At 68.6% G+C, this 20848-nt stretch carries 19 protein-coding genes; 8 read left to right on the forward strand and 11 right to left on the reverse strand.

Annotation, left to right across the window (positions count from 1 at the left end; all coding sequences use genetic code 11):
* Positions 1-18: 18 nt before the first annotated feature.
* Positions 19-1941 carry a BglG family transcription antiterminator gene (locus KEC56_RS11620; protein WP_227531072.1) on the forward strand — a complete coding sequence of 641 codons (1923 nt, stop codon included), beginning with the start codon at positions 19-21 and terminating at the stop codon, positions 1939-1941.
* A gap of 24 nt (positions 1942-1965) precedes the next feature.
* Here the strand turns inward: KEC56_RS11620 and KEC56_RS11625 are convergent, their stop codons facing one another.
* Genes KEC56_RS11625 through KEC56_RS11635 form a run of 3 tightly spaced genes read right to left on the reverse strand, consistent with a single transcriptional unit; the run spans position 1966 to position 4754 of the window.
* Positions 1966-2229 (reverse strand): HPr family phosphocarrier protein, encoded by a 264-nt coding sequence (locus tag KEC56_RS11625; RefSeq protein WP_227531073.1) that lies wholly within the window; start codon positions 2227-2229, stop codon positions 1966-1968.
* 12 nt (positions 2230-2241) lie between these two features.
* Positions 2242-3924: a phospho-sugar mutase gene (locus KEC56_RS11630; protein WP_227531074.1), complete on the reverse strand. Its 1683-nt coding sequence runs from the start codon at positions 3922-3924 to the stop codon at positions 2242-2244.
* Entirely contained in the window at positions 3921-4754 is an 834-nt protein-coding gene (locus KEC56_RS11635; RefSeq protein WP_227531075.1) for a purine-nucleoside phosphorylase, read from the reverse strand. Before KEC56_RS11635 ends, KEC56_RS11630 begins: the two co-directional genes overlap by 4 nt.
* A gap of 49 nt (positions 4755-4803) precedes the next feature.
* On the opposite strand from KEC56_RS11635, the gene KEC56_RS11640 reads away from it, so the two are divergent.
* Positions 4804-6252: an NAD(P)H-quinone dehydrogenase gene (locus KEC56_RS11640; protein ID WP_227531076.1), complete on the forward strand. Its 1449-nt coding sequence runs from the start codon at positions 4804-4806 to the stop codon at positions 6250-6252.
* A gap of 50 nt (positions 6253-6302) precedes the next feature.
* Here KEC56_RS11640 and KEC56_RS11645 read toward each other — a convergent pair whose 3' ends face one another.
* Positions 6303-8066, reverse strand: coding sequence for an acetyl/propionyl/methylcrotonyl-CoA carboxylase subunit alpha (locus KEC56_RS11645; protein ID WP_227531077.1), 1764 nt, complete (start codon positions 8064-8066; stop codon positions 6303-6305).
* A 78-nt stretch (positions 8067-8144) separates the two neighbouring features.
* A complete protein-coding gene (locus tag KEC56_RS11650) occupies positions 8145-8786 on the reverse strand; it encodes a Maf family protein (RefSeq protein ID WP_227531078.1) in 642 nt (213 codons plus the stop codon).
* Positions 8787-8809: 23 nt separating this feature from the next.
* On the opposite strand from KEC56_RS11650, the gene KEC56_RS11655 reads away from it, so the two are divergent.
* From KEC56_RS11655 to KEC56_RS11670, 4 genes are read left to right on the forward strand one after another with little or no spacing between them, the layout of a single operon-like run.
* A complete protein-coding gene (locus KEC56_RS11655; protein WP_227531079.1) occupies positions 8810-10009 on the forward strand; it encodes a class I SAM-dependent RNA methyltransferase in 1200 nt (399 codons plus the stop codon).
* 28 nt (positions 10010-10037) lie between these two features.
* Entirely contained in the window at positions 10038-10700 is a 663-nt protein-coding gene (locus KEC56_RS11660; RefSeq protein WP_227531080.1) for a response regulator transcription factor, read from the forward strand.
* Positions 10690-11922: a sensor histidine kinase gene (locus KEC56_RS11665; protein ID WP_227531081.1), complete on the forward strand. Its 1233-nt coding sequence runs from the start codon at positions 10690-10692 to the stop codon at positions 11920-11922. Before KEC56_RS11660 ends, KEC56_RS11665 begins: the two co-directional genes overlap by 11 nt.
* Positions 11919-12938, forward strand: coding sequence for a DUF2781 domain-containing protein (locus KEC56_RS11670; RefSeq protein WP_227531082.1), 1020 nt, complete (start codon positions 11919-11921; stop codon positions 12936-12938). Before KEC56_RS11665 ends, KEC56_RS11670 begins: the two co-directional genes overlap by 4 nt.
* Before the next feature lie 226 nt (positions 12939-13164).
* On the opposite strand, the gene KEC56_RS11675 is transcribed toward KEC56_RS11670, so the two are convergent.
* From KEC56_RS11675 to KEC56_RS11695, 5 genes are all read right to left on the reverse strand, one after another.
* Entirely contained in the window at positions 13165-13383 is a 219-nt protein-coding gene (locus tag KEC56_RS11675) for an acyl-CoA carboxylase subunit epsilon (protein WP_227531083.1), read from the reverse strand.
* On the reverse strand, positions 13380-14975 hold the full coding sequence (locus KEC56_RS11680) for an acyl-CoA carboxylase subunit beta (protein WP_175985559.1): 1596 nt from the start codon (positions 14973-14975) through the stop codon (positions 13380-13382). The genes KEC56_RS11675 and KEC56_RS11680 overlap by 4 nt, the downstream gene beginning before the upstream one ends.
* A 94-nt stretch (positions 14976-15069) precedes the next feature.
* Positions 15070-18192, reverse strand: coding sequence for a type I restriction endonuclease subunit R (locus tag KEC56_RS11685; RefSeq protein ID WP_227531084.1), 3123 nt, complete (start codon positions 18190-18192; stop codon positions 15070-15072).
* A gap of 84 nt (positions 18193-18276) precedes the next feature.
* Positions 18277-18585, reverse strand: coding sequence for a HigA family addiction module antitoxin (locus KEC56_RS11690; protein WP_227531085.1), 309 nt, complete (start codon positions 18583-18585; stop codon positions 18277-18279).
* Positions 18585-18863: a type II toxin-antitoxin system RelE/ParE family toxin gene (locus tag KEC56_RS11695; protein ID WP_227531086.1), complete on the reverse strand. Its 279-nt coding sequence runs from the start codon at positions 18861-18863 to the stop codon at positions 18585-18587. Before KEC56_RS11695 ends, KEC56_RS11690 begins: the two co-directional genes overlap by 1 nt.
* Before the next feature lie 112 nt (positions 18864-18975).
* On the opposite strand from KEC56_RS11695, the gene KEC56_RS11700 reads away from it, so the two are divergent.
* A complete protein-coding gene (locus tag KEC56_RS11700; RefSeq protein ID WP_227531087.1) occupies positions 18976-19266 on the forward strand; it encodes a type II toxin-antitoxin system Phd/YefM family antitoxin in 291 nt (96 codons plus the stop codon).
* Positions 19267-19268: 2 nt separating this feature from the next.
* Positions 19269-19658 (forward strand): type II toxin-antitoxin system VapC family toxin, encoded by a 390-nt coding sequence (locus tag KEC56_RS11705; RefSeq protein ID WP_227531088.1) that lies wholly within the window; start codon positions 19269-19271, stop codon positions 19656-19658.
* 10 nt (positions 19659-19668) lie between these two features.
* Here the strand turns inward: KEC56_RS11705 and KEC56_RS11710 are convergent, their stop codons facing one another.
* On the reverse strand, positions 19669-20682 hold the full coding sequence (locus KEC56_RS11710; RefSeq protein ID WP_227531089.1) for a restriction endonuclease subunit S domain-containing protein: 1014 nt from the start codon (positions 20680-20682) through the stop codon (positions 19669-19671).
* Positions 20683-20848: the final 166 nt, after the last annotated feature.

The raw sequence follows: 20848 nt of genomic DNA on the forward strand, positions 1-20848 counted from the left end.
GCTGGCATCATGGGAGGCATGTCGCGACAGCGCCAGGACCGGCTCCTGCAGACCCTGCTCCGGCAGGACGAATGGGCGACCGCCGCGAGCCTGGCTGATCTGCTCGGGGTGACTCCGCGCAGCGTCCGCTCCTACGTGTCGGCGCTGAACGCCCGGACTCCGCAGGGCGACGCCGTCGAGTCCGGACCGGCGGGATACCGCGCCGGCCAGGGCGCGCACGAGGCGCTGCGGGTGCGTGGGGACGGCGAGACGGCACCGCGCGATCGCCTGCACGCCCTGGTGCGGCTTCTGCTGGATGCCTCGGACGGCATCGACGTCTACGAGACGGCCGAGCGCATGCATGTGAGCGAGGCGACCCTCGAGTCCGACCTCAGCCGCGTCCGCGGGCTGCTGGACGGCATGGACCTGCGCCTCGAGCGCGACAGAGAGATCGTGCGCCTGCGCGGCGCCGAGGTCGCGCAGCGCCGGCTGCTGAGCCGGCTCGCGCACGACGAGATGGATGCCGGATCGTTCCACCCCGAGAGCATCAGGCGCGCGCTGACCGGCACAGCCGTCGCGGCGCATGCAGTCGGCCCGTTCAAGACCGCGCTGGTGCGCGAGCTGGGGGCGCTCGGCTACTACGTGAACGAACTGGCGATCTCGGACGTCCTGCTGCACATCGCGATCGCAGCCGACCGGGTGGCCGCAGGCCGCGCGCTGGAGACGCCGGCCAGCGGAGCACGGCAGGAGATCCCGAAGCTGGGTGCCGTCATCCGCGATCTCGCAGCAGAGCACTTCGACGTCGCCCTGGGTGACGGCGACAGCGCGCACCTGGCGACGCTCGTGCTCACGCGGGCGATCGCGCCGGGTCAGGGCGCCGCGTCGGATGCCGTGCGCAGCGGCGTGGACCCCACGATCGAGGCGGCGGTGCGCGCCGAGATCGTCCAGGCCGCCGCGGACTACCAGGTCGACCTCGTCGATGAGAAGTTCATCCTGCGGCTCGCGCTGCACGTGCAGAACCTGCTGCGCAGAGCGGAGGAGCAGGCATGGACGCGCAACCCGCTCACCCGTTCGCTGAAGTCGTCGTACCCGATGATCTTCGAGGTCGCCGTCTCGATCGCGAGCGGCCTGCACGACCGGCTGGGCGCCCCGATCCACGACGACGAGATCGCGTACATCGTCATGCACATCGGCGGTCGCCTGGAGCGCAGCCGCAAGGCCGAGTCGATCCTCACCGCCACGATCGTCTGCCCCGGCTACTACGAGCTGCACGAGTTGCTGCGCTCGAGCGTCGACCGGTCGCTGGGGACGTCGGTCGAGGTCACCGGCGTCGTCACGACGGTCGACCCGGACTGGGCGAGCATCGACACCGACCTCGTGCTCACGACGATCGACCCGGGGGAGAGCGGAGACCGCTACGTTCGGATCCAGCCGTTCCTCACCGATGCGGACGTGGACCGCGTGACGCAGACCGCCGCCCGCATCCGCCGTGGGCGCCGGCTGAACCGGCTGCGCGAAGAGCTGTCGCGGTACTTCTCGCCCGAGGCGTATCTGCATCCGCTCCCCGATGAGGGCGAGGAGGCGGTGATCCGGCACCTCGGCGGGATGCTCGTGGCATCCGGCCTCATCGGCGACGACTACGTCGAGAACACGATCCTCCGGGAGCGCATGTCGTCGACGGCTTTCACCGACGCGCTCGCCGTTCCCCATGCGCTGCAGATGACCGCCGAGCGCACCGCGATCGCCATCGGCGTCGCCGACGGCTCCGTGGCCTGGGGCGACGGCCGTGTGCAGGTGGTGGCGCTCGCCGCGTTCAGCGAGACCGATCGCGCGGCGTTCCAGACCGTGTTCGAGCAGCTGGTCGAGGTGTTCAGCGAGCGCGACAGCGTGCAGCGGATCGTCCGCCGGGGCACGACGTTCGAGGCGTTCCTCGACGAGCTCGTCGCCGTCATAGACGGCTGAGGCCGTCGCTCTCCCCGCGACGGCTCAACCGTGCGGGGCGAGCACGCCCGCCATGGCATCGAGGACGCTTTCGGCATCGGGCGAGGAGGCCGTGCCGAGGACGACCTCGTCGCCCTCGGCGAGCCCGAGCTCCATCACGGACAGGACGCTGGACAGATCGACGACCGATCCGTCCGGCGTGGTCAGGGACACAGGAGCCGGATGCTCCAGCGCGAGTCGCACGAGCTCAGCGACGGGCCGCGCATGCGCCCCGTGCGCGGCGGTGATCGTCACGCGTCTGGTGGGCATCCGGCATCCGCGCTAGGAGCGCTCCTCCAGCAGCGTTCGAACTCCGGCCTCGAGGGCGCTGACGACATCTCGCGCCTCCGCGGCCGAGTCAGCCTGAGCGTCGAGGTAGACCTTGAGCTTGGGCTCGGTGCCGCTCGGGCGCACGATGACGCGCGAGCCGTCGGCGAGCCGGTAGCGGAGCACATCGCCGGAGGGCTGCCCCGGTGCGGCCTCGAGCAGATCCTCCGCCGACGCGATCGCCGTGTCGCCGATCCTCGTCGGGGGCAGCATCCGCAGCGCCAGCATGACCTTCCCGATGATCGACAGGTCGTCGACGCGGATCGAGACCTGGCCGCTTGCGAAGTGCCCGTACGTCTCGCCGAGGTCGGCGAGGAGGTCCGCGATGGTCTTGCCGCGCTCGTTCGCCTCGGCGGCGAGGCCCAGCACGGCTACGGCCGCCGAGATGCCGTCCTTGTCGCGCACGGTCTCGGGGTTGACGAGGTACCCCAGCGCCTCTTCGAACCCGAAGACGATGCCGGGTGCCCGCGAGATCCACTTGAAGCCGGTCAGCGTCTCGTGGAAGTCGAGGCCGTGGTGCGCGGCGATCGCCGCGAGACCGGGGGAGGACACGAGCGAGCAGGCCAGGGATGCTCCGGGCGTGCCCGCGTGGGCGCGCGCAGCGCGGGCGCCCAGCAGCAGTCCGATCTCGTTGCCGCTCAGCCGGCGCCAGCCGCCATCCGCGGACTCGTCGGGGATGGCGACCGCGAGGCGGTCGGCATCCGGGTCGTTGGCGAGGATGAAGTCCGCCCGCGTGCGGCGTGCGGCCGCGAACGCGAGATCCATGGCGCCGGGCTCCTCCGGATTGGGGAACGCGACGGTGCGGAACGTCGCATCCGGGCTCAGCTGCTCGCCGACCGTCTTCGGGCGGGGGTAGCCCGCGGCATCCAGGATGCGTGCGAATGTCTCCCATCCCACGCCGTGCATGGCGGTGTAGACCCAGGTGAGGCCCTTCGCCGACGCGGGAGCCGGGGCAACCGCCGCGGTCGCGGCGATGTAGGCGTTCACGACGTCCTCGCCCGCGGTCTCGTACTCCGTCGAGCGGGGGAGCGCAGAGATGTCCCCGGCGTCCGCGACCTGCTGGATGTGCGCGGCGATCTCGGCATCCGCGGGGGAGACGATCTGCGATCCGGCATCCGCCCCGCCGAGGTACACCTTGTAGCCGTTGTCGTTCGGCCGGTTGTGGCTCGCCGTCACCATGACCCCGGCATCCGCGGCGAGGTGGCGCACGGCGAACGCCAGCACCGGCGTCGGAAGCAGACGGGGCAGCAGGATGGCATGGAGCCCTGCGCCGGCGAAGAGCTCGGCCGAGTCGAGCGCGAACCGGCGCGAGTTGCGTCGTCCGTCGTAGCCGACGACGACCGTGGGGGTCGCGCCGCCCGCGCGCTCGCGCAGGTACGCGGCGAAACCGGCGGCGGCCTGCGACACGAGCACGCGGTTCATCCGGTTGCTGCCGGCGCCGAGCTCTCCGCGCAGTCCCGCGGTACCGAACGCCAGGCGAGCGCCGAAGCGGTCGTCGAGGTCGGCTGCGGCCGCGGCGTCGCCTGCGGCCGCACGCGTGATGACGCCGGCGAGCTCGTCGCGGGTCTCGGCGTCCGGGTCCTGGCGCAGCCAGGCACGGGCCTGCGCGAGACGCGCCTCGAGCGCCTCGGCGTTCACAGCGCCTCCACGACGCGGGCCAGCAGCGCCGAGATCACCGGTTCGGCGGCCTTGCCTGCCTCGATGACCTCGCCGTGGCTGAGGGGGGTCTGCTGGATGCCGGCGGCGAGGTTCGTGATGAGCGAGAAGCCCAGGATCTCCATGCCGGCCTCGCGCGCGGCGATCGCCTCGAGCGCGGTGGACATGCCGACGATGTGTCCGCCGATGGCCTTCGCCATCTGCACCTCGGCGGGCGTCTCGTAATGCGGACCGCGGAACTGCGTGTACACGCCTTCGTCGAGCGTGGGCTCGATGCTCCGGGCGATCTCGCGCAGGCGCTTCGAGTACAGATCGGTGAGGTCGACGAACGTCGCGCCCTCGAGCGGCGAGTCGGCGGTGAGGTTGAGGTGATCGCTGATGAGCACGGGCTGACCGGGCTTCCACGTCTCGCGGATGCCGCCGGCGCCGTTGGTCAGGACCATGACCTTCGCGCCGGTCGCTGCGGCGGTGCGCACGCTGTGCACGACCCGGCGGACGCCGTGGCCCTCGTAGTAGTGGGTGCGGGCGCCGATGACGAGAACGTTCTTCCCGCCGGGGGTGCGGATGCTGCGGAGAGTCCCGACGTGGCCCTCGAGAGCGGGCTTGGAGAATCCGGTGACCTCGGTGGCCGGGATCGTGGCGACGGTCTCGCCGATGAGTTCGGCAGCCTTCCCCCATCCGCTGCCGAGCGTGAGGGCGATGTCGTGCTTCTCGACGCCGGTGAGCCGGGCGATGTCCGCGGCGGCCTCGGCTGCGATCGCGGACGGGTCTGCGTCCGGAGCGTCGAGCGGGTTGTCGTGAATGTCGGTCATGGATCCACTCTAAGGAAGGCGACGGCAAGTCGGTGAGGATTGCGGAAGAATGGAGATCATGTCTTCGACTCCTTTTGAGCGCACTCAGCGCGTCGCCGTCCTCGGCGGCGGCCCCGGCGGATACGAGGCGGCGCTGGCCGCCGCTCAGCTCGGCGCCGAGGTGACGCTCGTCGAGAGGGTCGGTGTGGGCGGATCGGCGGTTCTCACGGATGTCGTGCCGTCCAAGAGCCTCATCGCGACGGCGGATGCCGCGGTCGCCATCTCGGAGGCCAGTGACCTGGGCGTGCAGTTCTTTGCCAAGGGTGCGCACGGAAAGCCGCTCAAGCCCGAGATCGCGATCAACCTCGCTGCGGTCAACAAGCGCCTGCTGGCGCTCGCGGGGCAGCAGTCCGAGGACATGCGCTCGACGCTGCTGGAGTCCGGCGTCCGCATCCTCTCCGGCCACGGCCGGCTCGAGGGCCCGAACGCGATCATCGTCTCCACCGGTCCAGGCGGCACCGACTTCGACCGCGTCGAGGCCGACACCATCGTCGTCTCGGTCGGCGCCTCACCGCGCGAGCTCGACTCCGCCAAGCCCGACGGAGAGCGCATCCTCACCTGGACCCAGCTGTACGACATGAAGGCGTTGCCCGAGCACCTCATCGTGGTCGGCTCCGGTGTCACCGGCGCGGAGTTCGCCTCGGCGTACATGAACCTCGGCGCGAAGGTGACGCTCGTCTCCAGCCGCGACCAGGTGCTCCCGGGGGAGGACCCGGATGCCGCGCACGTGCTCGAGAAGGTCTTCAAGCGCGGGGGCATGACCGTGCTCTCGAAGGCCCGCGCCGACAGTGTGGTGCGCACCGAGAACGGCGTGCTGGTCACACTCGCCGACGGACGCACGGTCGAGGGCAGCCACTGCCTGATGGCGGTCGGCTCGATCCCGAACACCGCAGGCATCGGCCTCGAGGACGCCGGCGTCGAACTCACCGAGTCCGGCCACGTCCGGGTCAACAAGGTCGCCCGCGCCTCGGTGCCGAACATCTACGCGGTCGGCGACTGCACGAACTTCTTCCCGCTGGCATCCGTCGCCTCCATGCAGGGGCGCACGGCCGTGTTCCACGCGCTCGGCGACATCGTCATCCCGCTGGAGAAGGTCAAGGTCACCTCGAACATCTTCACTGCGCCCGAGATCGCCACGGTGGGCCTGGGCGAGAAGGACATCGAGAACGGCGCGGCCGAGGGCCTCGTCTACAAGCTGCCGCTCGCCGCGAACCCCCGCGCGAAGATGATGGGCATCAAGGACGGCTTCGTGAAGATCATCGCGCGCAAGGGCTCGGGCACCGTCATCGGCGGCGTGATCGTGGCGCCGAAGGCGTCCGAGCTCATCTATCCCATCGCGGTCGCGGTGGAGCGCCGGCTCACGGTCGACCAGGTCTCGCGCGTGTTCGCCGCGTACCCGTCGCTGTCGAGCAGCATCACGGATGCCTCCCGCGCGATGCACCTCGTGAACATCTCGTAGCGCCCCAGCGGCCTACAGAACGGGCCCCCGAAGGGTGACGACAGATCTCGTCAGGAGATCGTGAGCAGCTGATGCCCGGCGGCCACCGTGGTGCCGGCATCCGCGTTGATGTTGCCGATCACGCCGTCTTTGTGCGCCTGCATGGGCTGTTCCATCTTCATCGCCTCGAGCACGACCACGAGGTCGCCCTTGACGACCTGCTGGCCCTCCTCCACGGCGATCTTGACGACGGTCGCCTGCATGGGCGACTTCACGGCGTCGCCGGATGCGCCGGCGGACGCGGTCTTGGCGTGGCTGCGGCGGGACGGCGGGACGGCGGCAGGGCGGCCGGCGGTTCCCGAGGCGACCGTCACACGGTCGGGAAGGCTCACTTCGAGGCGCTTTCCGGCGACCTCGACGACGACGGTGTGACGGCTCGCGGCAGCGGCCGGCGATTCGAGCTCGCCGTCCCACGCCGGGATGTCGTTGTCGAACTCCGTTTCGATCCAGCGCGTGAACACACCGAACTCGCCGTCCTCCGCCGTGAACGCGGGGTCGCTGACGACCTTGCGGTGGAAGGGCAGGACGGTGGGCAGGCCCGCGACCTCGAACTCGTCGAGGGCGCGGCGGGCGCGCTCGAGGGCCTCTGCGCGGTCGCGGCCGGTGACGATGATCTTCGCCAGCAGCGAGTCGAACGCGCCGGAGACCGAGTCGCCTGCGGTCACGCCCGAGTCGAGGCGGATGCCGGGGCCGCCGAACGTCTTGAAGACGTGGATCGGGCCGGGCTGCGGCAGGAAGCCGCGACCCGGGTCCTCGCCGTTGATCCGGAACTCGAACGAGTGGCCGGTGGGCGTCGGGTCGTCGTAGTCGATGGTGCCGCCGGCAGCGATGCGGAACTGCTCGCGCACGAGGTCGATGCCGGTGACCTCCTCGGAGACCGGATGCTCGACCTGCAGACGCGTGTTCACCTCGAGGAACGACACGGTGCCGTCGGCGCCGATGAGGAACTCGCAGGTGCCCGCACCGACGTAGCCGACCTCCTTGAGGATCGCTTTGGATGCGGCGTACAGCTGGCGGTTCTGCTCCTCCGTCAGGAACGGCGCGGGGGCCTCCTCGACGAGCTTCTGGTGACGGCGCTGCAGCGAGCAGTCGCGCGTGGAGATCACGACGACGTTGCCTGCGGCATCCGCCAGGCACTGGGTCTCGACGTGACGCGGCTTGTCCAGGTACTTCTCGACGAAGCACTCGCCGCGGCCGAACGCCGCGACCGCCTCGCGGGTGGCGGACTCGAACAGCTCGGCGACCTCGTCGAGTTCGCGGGCGACCTTGAGACCGCGTCCGCCGCCGCCGTAGGCGGCCTTGATCGCGATCGGCAGGCCGTATTCCTTCGCAAATGCGACGACCTCGTCGGCGGTCTCGACGGGGCCGGGGGTGCCGGGCGCGAGAGGCGCGCCCACCTTCTCGGCGACGTGACGCGCGGTGACCTTGTCGCCGAGCGATTCGATGGCTTCGGGGGAGGGGCCGATCCAGGTGAGGCCGGCGCCGATCACCGCGCGCGCGAAGTCGGCGTTCTCGGCGAGGAAGCCGTAGCCGGGGTGAACGGCGTCAGCGCCCGAGCGGCGGGCGATCGAGAGGAGCTTCTCGATCTGCAGATAGGTCGTGGCGCTCGTGTCGCCGTCGAGGGCGTAGGCCTCGTCGGCCAGGCGCGTGTGCAGTGCGTCCCTGTCCTGATCGGCATAGACGGCGACGGAGGAGATTCCCGAATCGCGAGCAGCGCGGATGATGCGTACGGCGATCTCACCGCGGTTGGCGATGAGCACCTTCTCGATTGGCATGAGTGCCAGCCTAGCGAGGTCGAGGGCGATATCTTTGAGCACTCTCCACAAGAAACGCGGAAGAACGTGGCGGGATGTCTACGACCACAGCTCCGGCCACGAGATGTCGAGCTGGTTCACCAGGCGCCGGATCGTCGACAGCGACATGCCGACGACGGTCGACGGATCCCCCTCGACGCGGGTGATGAACGCGCCGCCGAGGCTGTCGACCGTAAAGGCTCCGGCGACATGCAGGGGCTCTCCGGATGCGACGTAAGCGGCGATCTCGGCATCCGTGATGTCCGCGGCGAACGTCACGGACGCCTCGGCGACGGCGGTCGCCTCGCGCGGCTCCTGGCCGGGCCGGATGCGGAAGACCGAGTGCCCGGAGTGCAGGACACCGGTGGCGCCGCGCATCTCCCGCCAGCGCCGGGTGGCCTCCTCCGGCGTGTACGGCTTGCCGTACACCCGGCCGCCGAGGGCGAACATCGAGTCGCCGCCGATGACGATGCCGTCGAAGTCCGGCGTGTCCGCCGCGAGCCCCCGTGCGACGTCTGCCGCCTTGGCGCGCGCGAGCAGCAGCACCAGTTCGTCCGGTGGCAGATCGGCCCCCCGGTCGGCCGCGGCCTGGGCGGTCACGGCATCCTCATCGGTCTCGGGCGCTCGCGTGAGCGGTTCGATCCCGGCCTGCCGCAGCAGCATGAGGCGAGCGGGGGACGTGGACGCGAGGCAGACCTGCATGGACTCCACCGTATCCTCGAAGGATGGCCCCCTCAGCATCCGACCTGCTCGATCTGGACATCACCGGCATCGCCCACGGCGGCACCTTCATCGCCCGTCACGAGGGGCGTGTGGTGTTCGTCGCCGACGCGATCCCGGGGGAGCGGGTGCGCGCCCGGATCACGGACGCGTCGAAGCCGTCGTTCTGGCGGGCGGAAGCCGTGGAGGTTCTGGATGCCTCGCCCCATCGCCGGGGGCACGTCTGGGCTGAGGCCGACATCTCCCGGGACCCGGACGACCGCGCCGGCGGTGCCGACCTCGGCCACATCGCGCTCGACCACCAGCGCGTCCTCAAGCGGCAGGTGCTCGCCGAGGCGCTGGACAAGTTCGCCGGCGGCGGTCTCGAGGCGCCCGAGGTCTCGGCCGTCGACGACCGTGACGGCACCCGCTGGCGCACGCGCGTCTCGCTCCACGTCGATGACGACGGCGTCATCGGGCCCTACGCGGCCCGCAGCCACCGGGTGATCCCGGTGACGTCGTTCCCGCTTGCTCGTGCCGGCGTCGAGGCCGAGGCGCTCGCTCTGAAGAACCTCAAACCGGGACGCGTCGACCTCGTGGAATCGGCCGACGGCACGGTCCACGTGCTGCGCAGATCCGAGCGGGGCAAGCGGCATGCTGCGCCGGCGATCATCGAGCGGGTCGGCGACCGCGCCTTCCGCCTGGATGCCGACGGCTTCTGGCAGGTGCATCCCGCCGCAGCGGCGACGCTCGATGCGGCCGTCCGCCGTGCGCTCGACGGGCGCGTCGATCCCTCGGCCACGCACCTCGACCTCTACGGCGGCGTCGGCCTGCTCGCCTCGTCGCTCGCCGCGGCCGGTGCGACCGACATCGTGACGGTCGAGTCGAGCAGGCGGGCGACCGGGCACGCCGCGGACAACCTCGCCGACCTCGGTGCGACGGCCGTCACCGCGCGGGTCGACCGGTATCTCGCATCCTTCCCCGAGGGAACCGCCGCCGGCGCCGTCGTGCTCGACCCGCCGCGCGCCGGAGCGGGCAAGACCGTCGTCGAGGGCGTTCACGCGCTGCGCCCGGACGCGATCGTCTACGTCGCCTGCGACCCCGTCGCGCTCGCGCGCGACCTCGGCACGTTCCGAGGGCTGGGGTGGGAGGTGCAGTCGCTGGAGGCCTTCGACCTATTCCCGCACTCGCATCACTTCGAGGCGATCGCCCTCATGACCCGCTGACGCGCGGGGCGGTCGATAGGCTGACTGCATGAGCAGGGTCGCGCTGATCGACGATCACGAGTCCGTCCGTCTGGGACTGGAGCTCGCGTGCGAGCGCGCCGATGAGGGCACTGTGGTCTTCTCGGGCAGCACCGTCGGGTCGTATCTGGACTGGCGGGCGGCGACCGGCGCGACGCCGGCGGACGTCGTCGTGCTCGACCTGACCCTCGGCGACGGCACGACGGTCACCGAGAACGTGACCGCACTCGTCGCGGACGGTGCGAGCGTCGTCATCCACAGCGTCGCCGATCGGCCCGCAGCCGTGCGCGAGGCGCTCGCCGCCGGTGCGGCCGGTATCGTGAGCAAGTCCTCGTCGCTCGACGACGTGCTGCACGCGATCCGCACGGTCGCGTCGGGGGAGGCACTGAACAACGTCGAATGGGCGAGCGCCGTGGAGGGCGACCGGGAGTTCGCTGACGCGCAGCTCTCCGTGCGCGAGCGCGACGTGCTGCGCCTCTATGCGACGGGCCTGCCGCTCAAGGCCGTCGCCGAACGCCTCGGCGTCGCCTATTCGACCGCCAAGGAGAACATCACCCGGGTGCGCGTGAAGTACGTCGAGGTCGGTCGCCCTGCGCCGACCAAGGTCGATCTGCTGCGGCGCGCCATGGAAGACGGCATCGTCGCCTCCGACGGAGCCGTGAGTGCAGGCTGACGCCGCTCTGCGGGCGGCGTGGGGACAGATCCCGTCGCCCGGCACGGCGGGCACGGAGTTCGAACGCTTCACGGGCAAGCGCATGGAGCGCATCCTCGCGACCGTCGTCGCAATCGGCGCGGGGATCCTCGGCGTGCAGGCGCTGTTCGCGGCTTTGGCAGGGCAGGGCGAGAAGACCTCGTTCGTCCAGTACGTGCTGCTACTCATCGTCTACGTGCCGCTCGTCGCGATGCTCGTGGCCTGCGTAGTAGGCCGCGCCGTGCGCGTGGTCGCCGGATGCTTCGCCGTGATCTACGTCGCGGCGCTCGCCGCGTGGCCGTACGTCGTCGAGTCGCACGGCCTCAGGGCGGGCCAGCCGTGGATCTTCTTCCTCGTGAACGTCGGCGTCGTGGCCGCCATGCTCGCCTTCCCCATGTGGATGCAGGTGCTCTGGGCCTTCGGGGTGCCGCTCGTGTACGGGTACGTCCGGCTCGTGGAGGGGGAGTTCACCGGGGCGTACTGGACGCGCACGGCATTCGACGTGTCGTTCACGATCATCCTCGGCGTCGTGATCGTGTCGCTGGGCTGGATGTTCCGCTCGGTCGCCGCGGGAGTCGACGAGGCCCGAAGCAAGGCGGTGGCCTCGTACGCTTCGGCGGCGGCGGGAGCAGCGGCCGAGGAGGAGCGCGTCGCGATGGCCGCGCTCATGCACGACAGCGTTCTCGCGGCGCTGATCGCGGCCGAACGCGCCGACTCGGACCGTACGCGCGATCTCGCCGTCGCGATGGCGAGGGAGGCGCTCACCAGGCTCGCCAACACCGAGGCCGCGGTCGCGCAGGAGGGCAGCGACGATCCGGTCGGCGCCGCGCAGATCGTGGCAGAACTGCGGCGCGCGCTGTCGGAGCTCGGCGCCGACGCGATCGTCGAGGAGCGCGGAACCGGTGGTCTGATGCCGGGGAGGGCCGCGCGAGCGCTGGTGCTCGCGGCACGGCAGGCGATCGGAAACGCCATCGCGCATGCGAACGGACGCGGCCTGCACGTGATCGCTGAAGGCCACGGCGACGATGGGCTCACGGTGACGGTCGTCGACACCGGTCCCGGATTCGATCTCGACGAGATCGGCGAGGATCGTCTGGGCATCCGCGCCTCGATCATCGCGCGGATGGCCGGGGTCGCCGGATCGGCGAGCATCGATTCGGACGGTACGGGCACGCGGGTCACTCTCGGCTGGCGGCGATCGTGAACCGGTCGGTGCGCAGCGTCGCCACGGCGATCGCCGTCGGCTTCGCGGTCTACTTCGCTGCTCGTGCGGTGTGGTGGACGGTGCAGCCGTCCGCGCCGTTGCTGATGGTCGCTGCGATCGTGCTCTACCTCGTCGTGATCATCGCATCCGTGCTCGTCGACGGCCCGATCGGCGTCCGGCTGCCGGCATGGTGGGGCGGGATCGCGATCGCCACCGGCATCGTCGTCCCCGTCCTCGTGAGCGCCTCGCTCCTGCCCGCGCATCGCACCGAGCCGTTCGCGACGTGGTTCATCGGCGGCGTGGGCCTTCTCGCCGTCGTGTGCATCGTGCGGCGCCGACCGGTGGTCGGCTGGCTCGTCATGGTCGTGCTGATCGTGACCTCGAGCATCTATCTCGGTCCGCTGATCGCGCTCGAGCTGGGCCTGGTCGGCTCGATCATGTGGGCGGTCGTGGCTCACCTGCTCGTGCTGTTCTGGGACCGGGCCGTGAAGGACACCGAGCACCTCGCCGACATGCAGAGAGCCGTCTCCGCATGGCACGCGACGCAGCTCGTGCGTCAACGGGAGCGCCGGGTCCGCGTCCAGTACGCGCTCGGTGCCGCAGGTCCCGTGCTCACCAAGACCATCGCGTCCGGGGGGCAGCTGACCGACGATGATCGTCTGGAGGCGCGGCTTGCCGAGGGGCGCCTGCGGGACGAGCTGCGCGGTGCGAGCCTGCTCAACGATGCGGTCCGCGGCGCCATCCATGACGTGCGCCTCCGCGGGACGGCCGTGACCGTCTTCGACGAGGGCGGGCTGGACGAGCTGGACGAGTCGCGTCGAGATGAGATCCGAAACGAGCTGGCCGATGTGATCTCCCGGGCGCAGGCGGAACGGGTCATCATCCGCGCGGCCCGTGACGCGCAAACGGCGGTCACGGTGGTCGGGCGCACCGGAGCGGGAGATTCGTCCGATGACGACGCCGTGGGGCTCTGGCACGAGATCCCGCGGGAGCGACGGACCGACGCCGCGAGCTGAGCGGTGCGCTGGAGCGCACCGAAGAGAAGGGCGAGGGGCGGCGAAGCCGCCCGCCCCTCGCCAGATGCGGTGTGGTTACCCGAAAACCCACCGCGGGAGATCGATCATCGTCTGCCTACCCTGGGGCAGAGAGACCGATCGAACGCGAAGCGTCGATATCAGTCTGACGACGCGCAAGAGGTTTGTCTGTAGGTATTTCGGGGGACAACGATGCGACTGAATACGTTCAGCCGGAGAAGCGTCCCCAGGGGATATCGCGGCGCAACGGTGCGCGCATCGGACGTTGCGTGCGCTGCCATGCCGAGATCCGCGGCGTGGCAGCGACGGCTGCGGCCGCTTCGCGCTCATAGGTGTCGGAGACGACCGCGATGAGCGCGGCCAGTTCCTCCTCGTTCGCGCTGCCGCGGACGATGCGCAGGTCGGGGGATGCGTGCTCGTCGGTCACAGCGGGATGTTCCCGTGCTTCTTCGGGGGGAGCTCCGCGCGTTTGCCGCGCAGGGCACGCAGCGCCTTGGCGATCGAGACGCGGGTGTTCGCCGGTTCGATGACGCCGTCGATCTCTCCGCGCTCGGCGGCGAGGAACGGACTCGTCACGCTGTACGTGTACTCGTTGGCGAGGCGCGTGCGGACGGCGGCGACGTCCTCGCCCGCCTCTTCGGCGCGCTTGATCTCGTTGCGGTACAGGATGTTGACGGCGCCCTGCCCGCCCATGACGGCGATCTCGGCGGTCGGCCAGGCGAGGTTGACGTCCGCCCCGAGCTGCTTGGAGCCCATGACGATGTATGCGCCGCCGTACGCCTTGCGGAGGATCACGGTGACCAGCGGGACGGTGGCCTCGGCGTAGGCGTAGATGAGCTTGGCGCCGCGGCGGATGACGCCCGTCCACTCCTGGTCGGTGCCGGGGAGGTAGCCGGGGACGTCGACGAGGGTGACGATCGGGATCGAGAACGCGTCGCAGAAGCGCACGAAGCGGCTGGCCTTCTCGCCGGCCTCGATGTTCAGGGTTCCGGCCATCTGCGAGGGCTGGTTGGCGATGATGCCCACCGAGCGTCCCTCCACGCGTCCGAAGCCGATGACGATGTTCGGGGCGAACAGCGGCTGCACCTCGAGGAAGTCGTCGTCGATCACGTGGTCGATGACGGTGTGGATGTCGTAGGGCTGGTTCGCGGAGTCGGGGATGAGGGCGTTGAGGGTGCGGTCAGCATCCGTCGTCTCCCACTCGAAGCCGGACTCGTAGCCGGGGATCTCGGCCATGTTGTTGTCCGGCAGGAACCCGAGGAGCGTGCGTGCGTAGTCGATCGCGTCGTCCTCGTCCTCTGCGAGGTAGTGCGCGACACCGGAGCGGGTGTTGTGCGTCAGCGCGCCGCCGAGCTCCTCCATGCCGACGTCCTCGCCGGTCACGGTCTTGATGACGTCCGGTCCGGTGACGAACATCTGGCTCGTCTTGTCGACCATGATGACGAAGTCGGTGAGGGCGGGTCCGTAGACCGCGCCGCCGGCGGCCGGGCCCATGATGATCGAGATCTGCGGGATGACGCCCGAGGAGCGGGTGTTCAGGCGGAAGATCTCGCCGTACTTGCTGAGCGCCAGTACGCCCTCCTGGATGCGGGCTCCGCCGGAGTCGAGGATGCCGATGATCGGCATGCCGCTGGTGAGGGCGAACTCCATGATCTTGATGATCTTGTCACCGGCCACCTCGCCGAGCGAACCGCCGAAGGTGGTGAAGTCCTGCGAGTAGACGGCGACGGTGCGGCCGTGGATGGTGCCGATGCCGGTGACGACCGAGTCGCCGTACGGGCGGTTGCGGTCCATGCCGAACGCGGTCGTGCGATGACGGACGTACTCGTCGAACTCGACGAAGCTGCCGGGGTCCACGAGCAGCTCGATGCGCTCGCGGGCGGTCATCTTGCCCTTGGCGTGCTGCTTCTCCTGCGCGATCTTCTCGGGCTCGGTGACCGCCTCGTTGAGGCGGGAGCGGAGGTCGGCGATCTTGCCGGCGGTCGTGGAGAGGTCAGGGGTGTCCGTCACGGATTCCACCCTAGCGCCGGGATGCGGCGCCACGTTGGATGCCTCGCACAACGGGGCGCCCGTTCCTTTGGCGGGTCGAGCGAAGCCCCGGTGCAGATGAGAATCAGACTGTGCCCGACGACAGCTCCTCGTAGGCCAGCCTGCCGAGCAGTCGGATGAACTCCGCGCGCCGGTCCTCGCGCGCGAAGAGGTGATCGACGAGCCTGTTGTTGGTGTCCTGATTGCTGAGCACGGCACCAGTGACGGCATCCGAGAGGTCGGGCGACTCGAGGAACTGCGTCTGCGAGTTCGCCGCGGCCTGCGCACGGATCCGGTCGTCGTCGACGAGGACGGTCACGACGCCCTGCGCCCATGACTCGACGCCCGAGGACGTGAAGTCCTCATCGGCGAACAACTCGTTGATGCGACCGAGGATCTCGGCGAGCCGCGCGAGCTTCGGGTCGCGCGTCTGACCCGTTCCGCCGGAACCAGGAGGGTCCATGGGCGATGCCGTTCCGGCATCCAGATCGAGGGCGTGGTCCCCGCTGCGCGTCTGCTTGATGTGCGTGAGCTCGACGGTCGAGAAGTCGATGGGGCCCTTGGTGACCCGCCCGGTGAGGCGGGGGAGCAGCAGGCGCAGGTACAGCGACCGCTTCTCGAGCCCGGTGTCGCCGTAGTCGAAGATCTGCGACAGGAAGTCGTACATGCGCACGAAGGTGCCGACATCCTTGCGGAACAGATCCAGAGCATCCTGCTCGATCTTGTCCTCTGCGGCCACCGCGGCCGCATAGCGCTGATTGAAACGGTCGGATGCCGCCTTCAGGGGCGCCGTGTGCGGACCGTGTTTGGGCAGCGTCGCGGCTGCGAGGAACGCCTCGGTGAACGCGTCGATCTCGGCTTCGGTGTAGACGCCCGCACTATCCAGTTTGACCTGCAGGTCATGGATCTGGTCGGGGTCGCTCGTCTCGCTGAGTTCGGCCGTGCGGTGATACTGCCGGAACGTCTCGAGGATCTCCTCAGGGTCGTTGACGAAGTCGAGGATGAAGGTGGTGTCTTTGCCTCGCGCAGGGTAGGTGCGGTTGAGGCGCGACAGCGTCTGCACGGCCGTGACGCCGTCGAGGCGCTTGTCGACGTACATCGCGCACAGCAGCGGCTGATCGAAACCGGTCTGATACTTGTTCGCGACGATGAGGATCTGGAAGTCGTTCGAGGCGAACGCGGCCGGAAGAGTTCGCCCCCGCAGACCTGTGTTGAGGTTCGCCTCGGAATACGGCGGCTCGACCCCGGCGAACGCGACACCGGGAACTTGCTCGGCGGTCATCGTGCCCGAGAACGCCACGAGTGTGGCGAGCCGGTACTTCTTCGAGGCGATATAGGCATCGATCGCCTCCTTGTAACGGATGGCATGCTCGCGGGAGGACGTCACGACCATCGCCTTGGCGTGTCCGTCGAGAAGGTGCCGCACGTTCGCGCGGTAGTGCTCGACGATGATCTGCACCTTCTGGGCGATGTTCGTCGGGTGAAGTGAGACCCAGCGCATCAGGCCCTTCGTGGCCTCGGCCTCGTCGACCTCGTCCACGAGCTGCAGGTGACGCTTGGTGCGCTCTGCCAGACGGAAGGCCGTGTCGTAGGTGGTGTAGTTGCGCAGCACGTCGAGGATGTAGCCCTCTTCGATCGCCTGGCGCATCGAGTAGACGTGGAACGCCTGCGGGATGCCGTCGGCATCGGGCCGTCCGAACAGCTCGAGGGTCTTCGGCTTGGGAGTGGCGGTGAACGCGAAGAACGAGAGGTTGGGGGATGCCGCGCGGGCGGTCATCTGCGCGGCGAGAACAGCTTCGGCATCCAGCTCTCCGCTATCGTCGAGCGCCTCCTGCTCGCCGGTGGTGAGCACTTCCCGGAGCTTCTGCGATGCGCTGCCCGTCTGGGAGGAGTGCGCCTCGTCGGCGATGATCGCGAACCGGCGGTCGGCGAGCCCCTTGTTCTCCTGGATCGCGGTGAGCGCGAACGGGAATGTCTGCAGCGTGACGATGATGATGAGCTTGCCCGACAGCAGCGTCTGGGCGAGCAGGCCCGACTTCGAACCCTCGCCGGCCTTGCGCACCTCGTCGGCGTTGATCGTCGCGACCGTGCCGTCGACGCCTTCGATCTGCTTGATCGCCTTCTGCAGCTGGTCGTCGAGCACCGTGCGATCGGTGATGACGATGACGGAGTCGAACACCTTGCGATCTTCATCGTCGTGCAGATTCGCCAGGCCGTGGGCGAGCCACGCGATCGAGTTCGTCTTGCCGGATCCCGCGGAGTGCTGCACGAGGTAGCGCTGGCCAGGGCCCTCGTCGCGGGCCGCCTGGACGAGCGAGGTCACGAGCTCCCACTGGTGGAAGCGCGGGAACAGGAGCGTCGTGCTCTTGGTGATCTCGCCGGTGATCGGGTCGGTGGACGTGGACTTCTCGATATGCAGCAGGCGACCGATGATGTGCAGCCATGCGTCGCGCTGCAGAACCCGTTCCCACAGGTAGCTCGTGGCGGCGGCGCCCGGGTTGATCGGGTTGCCGGCGCCCTGATCTCGCCCGAGGTTGAACGGCAGGAAGCGCGTGCCGGGGCCCGCAAGACGGGTGGTCATGGCGACTTCGTCGGTGGAAACGGCGAAGTGGACGAGGGCACGGTTGGCGAAGCCCAGGAGAGGCTCGCCCTTGGGATCGCGGGCGCCTCGATACTGTGCGATCGCGTCGTCGACGGACTGCGTGTTGTCGGTCTTGAGCTCGAGGGTGGCCACCGGGATGCCGTTGACGAACAGCACCAGGTCGATCGACGCGTTGTGCTTCGTGGAGTAGAAGACCTGGCGAACGACGCGCAGGCGCACCGCCTCGTAGTCTCTGATCGCCTGGGCGTTACGGGTCGTCGCTGGTTTGAACGCGCACATGCGGAACGACGCCGGGGTCTTCTTGAATCCGCGCCGAAGGACGTTGAGCGTGCCACCACCGGCATCCAGCGGGACATCGAGCGACTTCACCAGTCGGTCGAGGAGCTGTTCCTTCGCTTTGGCCTGCTCGGCCTCGGATGCCTCAGGCTTCACGATCTTGGCCCACTCATCGGGCTGCGTCTGCTGCAGCCAGGCGAAGACGTCTTCGGGGAAGAGAGCGCGGACCTTGTCGTAGCCGTGGGTGTTCTCGGGCTCGTAGATCCAGCCGTTCGCGGCCAGGTGATGGCAGATCTCGTCTTCGAACGCCTTCTCGTGTTCAATCCCCATGCATGTAAGCATGTCGCATTTATGCGTGCGGCGTCGGCAGTGTGCACGGGGAGTGCGGCGCCTCGTGATCGAGGCGCCGCGTGGTCAGGCTGCCGGGCGTTCGATGCGTCGCACGCCTGCGAGGTCGACAGTCTGACGTGCGTGCCACAGGTCGTATGCCTGCTGCATCGTGAGCCAGCTCTCGGCGGAAGCGCCGAGAGCCTTCGACAGTCGGAGAGCCATCTCCGGTGTGACCCGCGCGGTGCGATTCAGGATGCGGTTCAGCGTAGACGGCGCCACGCCGAGTTCGATGGCCAGCTCCCGCGCGCTCATCTCCCATTCCGCGAGGTACACGTCAGCGATGATCTCGCCGGGATGCGGCGGATCGTACATGGGACCGATGTCGTCGTTCATCAGTGATAGTCCTCGTAATCCAGAATGTAGGCGTCGCCGCCATCGAATTCGAAGGTGACTCTCCAGTTTCCGTTGACCCAGATCGCCCAACCGCCTGCGCTCTGCCCCTTCAGTGGATGGAGCCGGAACCCGGGCCGGTCGACATCGTCGATGGAAGCCGCAGAGTCGATCACGGCCAGTTGCAGTTGCAGCCTCCGTGCATGCTGGGGTTGCACGCCGGTGGCCTTGCCGGATTCGAACAGTACTCTCAAGCCCTTGTGTCGGAAGGACTTGATCATCGCTCAAGCATAGCGTGTTGCGCAACGCGAATCAATGAAAGGGGCGCAATCAGTGCCCCGTGCCGTTCGTCAGACAGTTCGATGAACCACTCAGCGTGCTACGGTGTGCTACATGTCGACCGCGAGCACGATCAGTCACCGAGAGATGCGCAACAACAGCGCCGACGTGCTGCGACGTGTCGAGGCCGGCGAGACGATCATCGTCACGAATCACGGGCGCCCGGTCGCGCAGCTCGGTCCCGTCGAGCGCTCGGCGATCGACGACCTGATTGCACGGGGAGACGTGCGACCTGCACTCCACGGGCCGGAGGTGCTGCGCGGACTCCGACGAGCGAAGCTCGCCGACGGCGTGACGAGCGCGGATGTCATCGCCGACATCCGCGGATACGACCGCGGATACTGACCGTGCTCGCGTATCTGGATACCTCGGCGGCGCTGAAGCTCGTCATCGACGAGCCCGAGTCCGACGCGATGGAGGAGCTCATCTGGGATGAAGAACGGGTTGTCGTCTCTTCGTGGCTTCTGCACACCGAGCTCCACTGCGCGCATGCACGGCGAGAGGGAGTCGGATCGGCGCTCATCGACGCGGTGCTGGGAATGACCCGACTGGCCGAGGTGCACAGGGCCGACCTGATCGCGGCTGCGGGTCTTGAGCGGTTGCGCACGAACGACGCGATCCACCTCGCGACCGCAGTGCGGCTCGAAGCGCAGGAGATGATCACCTACGACGCCGAGCTCGCCGCGGCCGCTTCGCGCCTCGGGATGCGTGTGCTCTCACCGGGCCTCGCCCGCTGAACCCCGGACTCTAGCCTGCAGGAACCTCGATCTGCCCGGTGACCGCCGCCGTGATCAGCGCAGCACGTCGCTCCTTCGAGAGTTCGATGAACCGCTCGGCCTTGGCGATGAGCGTGTCGATTCTGGCCGTCTGGTCATCCAGAAGATCAGCGACAGCTGCCTGTTCAGTCAATGGAGTGGCGGGGATTCGCAATGCGCGCAACTTCTCGGCTGTGAGATGTGCGATCGTCGACCCGTCGCAGATCAAGTCGATTATCCCGTCATCGCGATATGCGCGGAGAACGTATCGCAGCCAGGCGGTGGACCAACCCGAGCTCGACCGCACGCGATTGACCGTCTTCTGGAACGACCAGCCGGGCATCCCGTCGGAGACTAGGATCGCGGTGCCCACCGCTCCGCCCTCGACGACCAAGAGATCGTCGACTCGAAGGTCCAGGCGTGAGGCTTCCGCGGGAGAGAACCACATGCGGTTCACGTCTCGCAGGTCGAGGCCACGGTCTTGAATGTTGGCCGCACGGATGTATGGCAGTTCACGGTGAGTCGGTTCTGGCTGACGTTTGGCATCGAGCATCTTCCCGAGCGTGACGTTGAACATGGTTCCAAGAGCCGGTCCGCCACTGCTTCCGCTCCCGAGCGGGTTGAACCCGCGCAGGACGGATCGACTGATCAGTGCCTTACGCCGCTCCCGCAGCGTCGCGATGAGCTGCTCCTGCTTCGCGATGAGTGTGTCGATCTGGGCAATCTCGTGGTCGAGGTAGTCAGCGATCGCTACCTGAACCTCGATGGGCGGCAGCGCGATCGAAATCGACCTCATGGCGCTGTAGCGAGTCGACCACAGGTCTGCCACGATGCCCGAGCCCCAGCGGTAGAACTCCTCCTGGAACGCCGTACTGCGTATCAGATAGTGGGCGAAGCGCGGTGTGATGCTGTCTCGCGGCTCCAGCACTGTGTAAACGACAGACACACTGCCGTCGCGGTCAGACAATCCGCTCGATCCCTTGCGGTCGGATCGGGAGTTGATCACGACATCGCCCTGACGAACAAGTTTGCGTTGGTCGACGCTGTTACTAAGCCCCGATCCACCGATGACCGTGGGTGCTGGGCAGCTAACGCGACTCGGAAATGTCCCTCTGACCGGGAAGGATGGAGCATCCCTGTGGTCCTATTCATCCAACCCTGACAGTCATCTC

It is taken from the genome of Microbacterium tenebrionis (assembly GCF_020682665.1).
In the GTDB taxonomy this organism is placed as follows: domain Bacteria; phylum Actinomycetota; class Actinomycetes; order Actinomycetales; family Microbacteriaceae; genus Microbacterium; species Microbacterium tenebrionis.

Bases quoted from the DNA above. Each gene is read 5' to 3' on its own strand.
- KEC56_RS11620 (WP_227531072.1), top strand. From the start codon at position 19: ATGTCGCGACAGCGCCAGGACCGGCTCCTGCAGACCCTGCTCCGGCAG.
- KEC56_RS11625 (WP_227531073.1), bottom strand. From the start codon at position 2,229: ATGCCCACCAGACGCGTGACGATCACCGCCGCGCACGGGGCGCATGCG.
- KEC56_RS11635 (WP_227531075.1), bottom strand. From the start codon at position 4,754: ATGACCGACATTCACGACAACCCGCTCGACGCTCCGGACGCAGACCCG.
- KEC56_RS11640 (WP_227531076.1), top strand. From the start codon at position 4,804: ATGGAGATCATGTCTTCGACTCCTTTTGAGCGCACTCAGCGCGTCGCC.
- KEC56_RS11645 (WP_227531077.1), bottom strand. From the start codon at position 8,066: ATGCCAATCGAGAAGGTGCTCATCGCCAACCGCGGTGAGATCGCCGTA.
- KEC56_RS11650 (WP_227531078.1), bottom strand. From the start codon at position 8,786: ATGCAGGTCTGCCTCGCGTCCACGTCCCCCGCTCGCCTCATGCTGCTG.
- KEC56_RS11655 (WP_227531079.1), top strand. From the start codon at position 8,810: ATGGCCCCCTCAGCATCCGACCTGCTCGATCTGGACATCACCGGCATC.
- KEC56_RS11660 (WP_227531080.1), top strand. From the start codon at position 10,038: ATGAGCAGGGTCGCGCTGATCGACGATCACGAGTCCGTCCGTCTGGGA.
- KEC56_RS11685 (WP_227531084.1), bottom strand. From the start codon at position 18,192: ATGGGGATTGAACACGAGAAGGCGTTCGAAGACGAGATCTGCCATCAC.
- KEC56_RS11690 (WP_227531085.1), bottom strand. From the start codon at position 18,585: ATGAACGACGACATCGGTCCCATGTACGATCCGCCGCATCCCGGCGAG.
- KEC56_RS11695 (WP_227531086.1), bottom strand. From the start codon at position 18,863: ATGATCAAGTCCTTCCGACACAAGGGCTTGAGAGTACTGTTCGAATCC.
- KEC56_RS11700 (WP_227531087.1), top strand. From the start codon at position 18,976: ATGTCGACCGCGAGCACGATCAGTCACCGAGAGATGCGCAACAACAGC.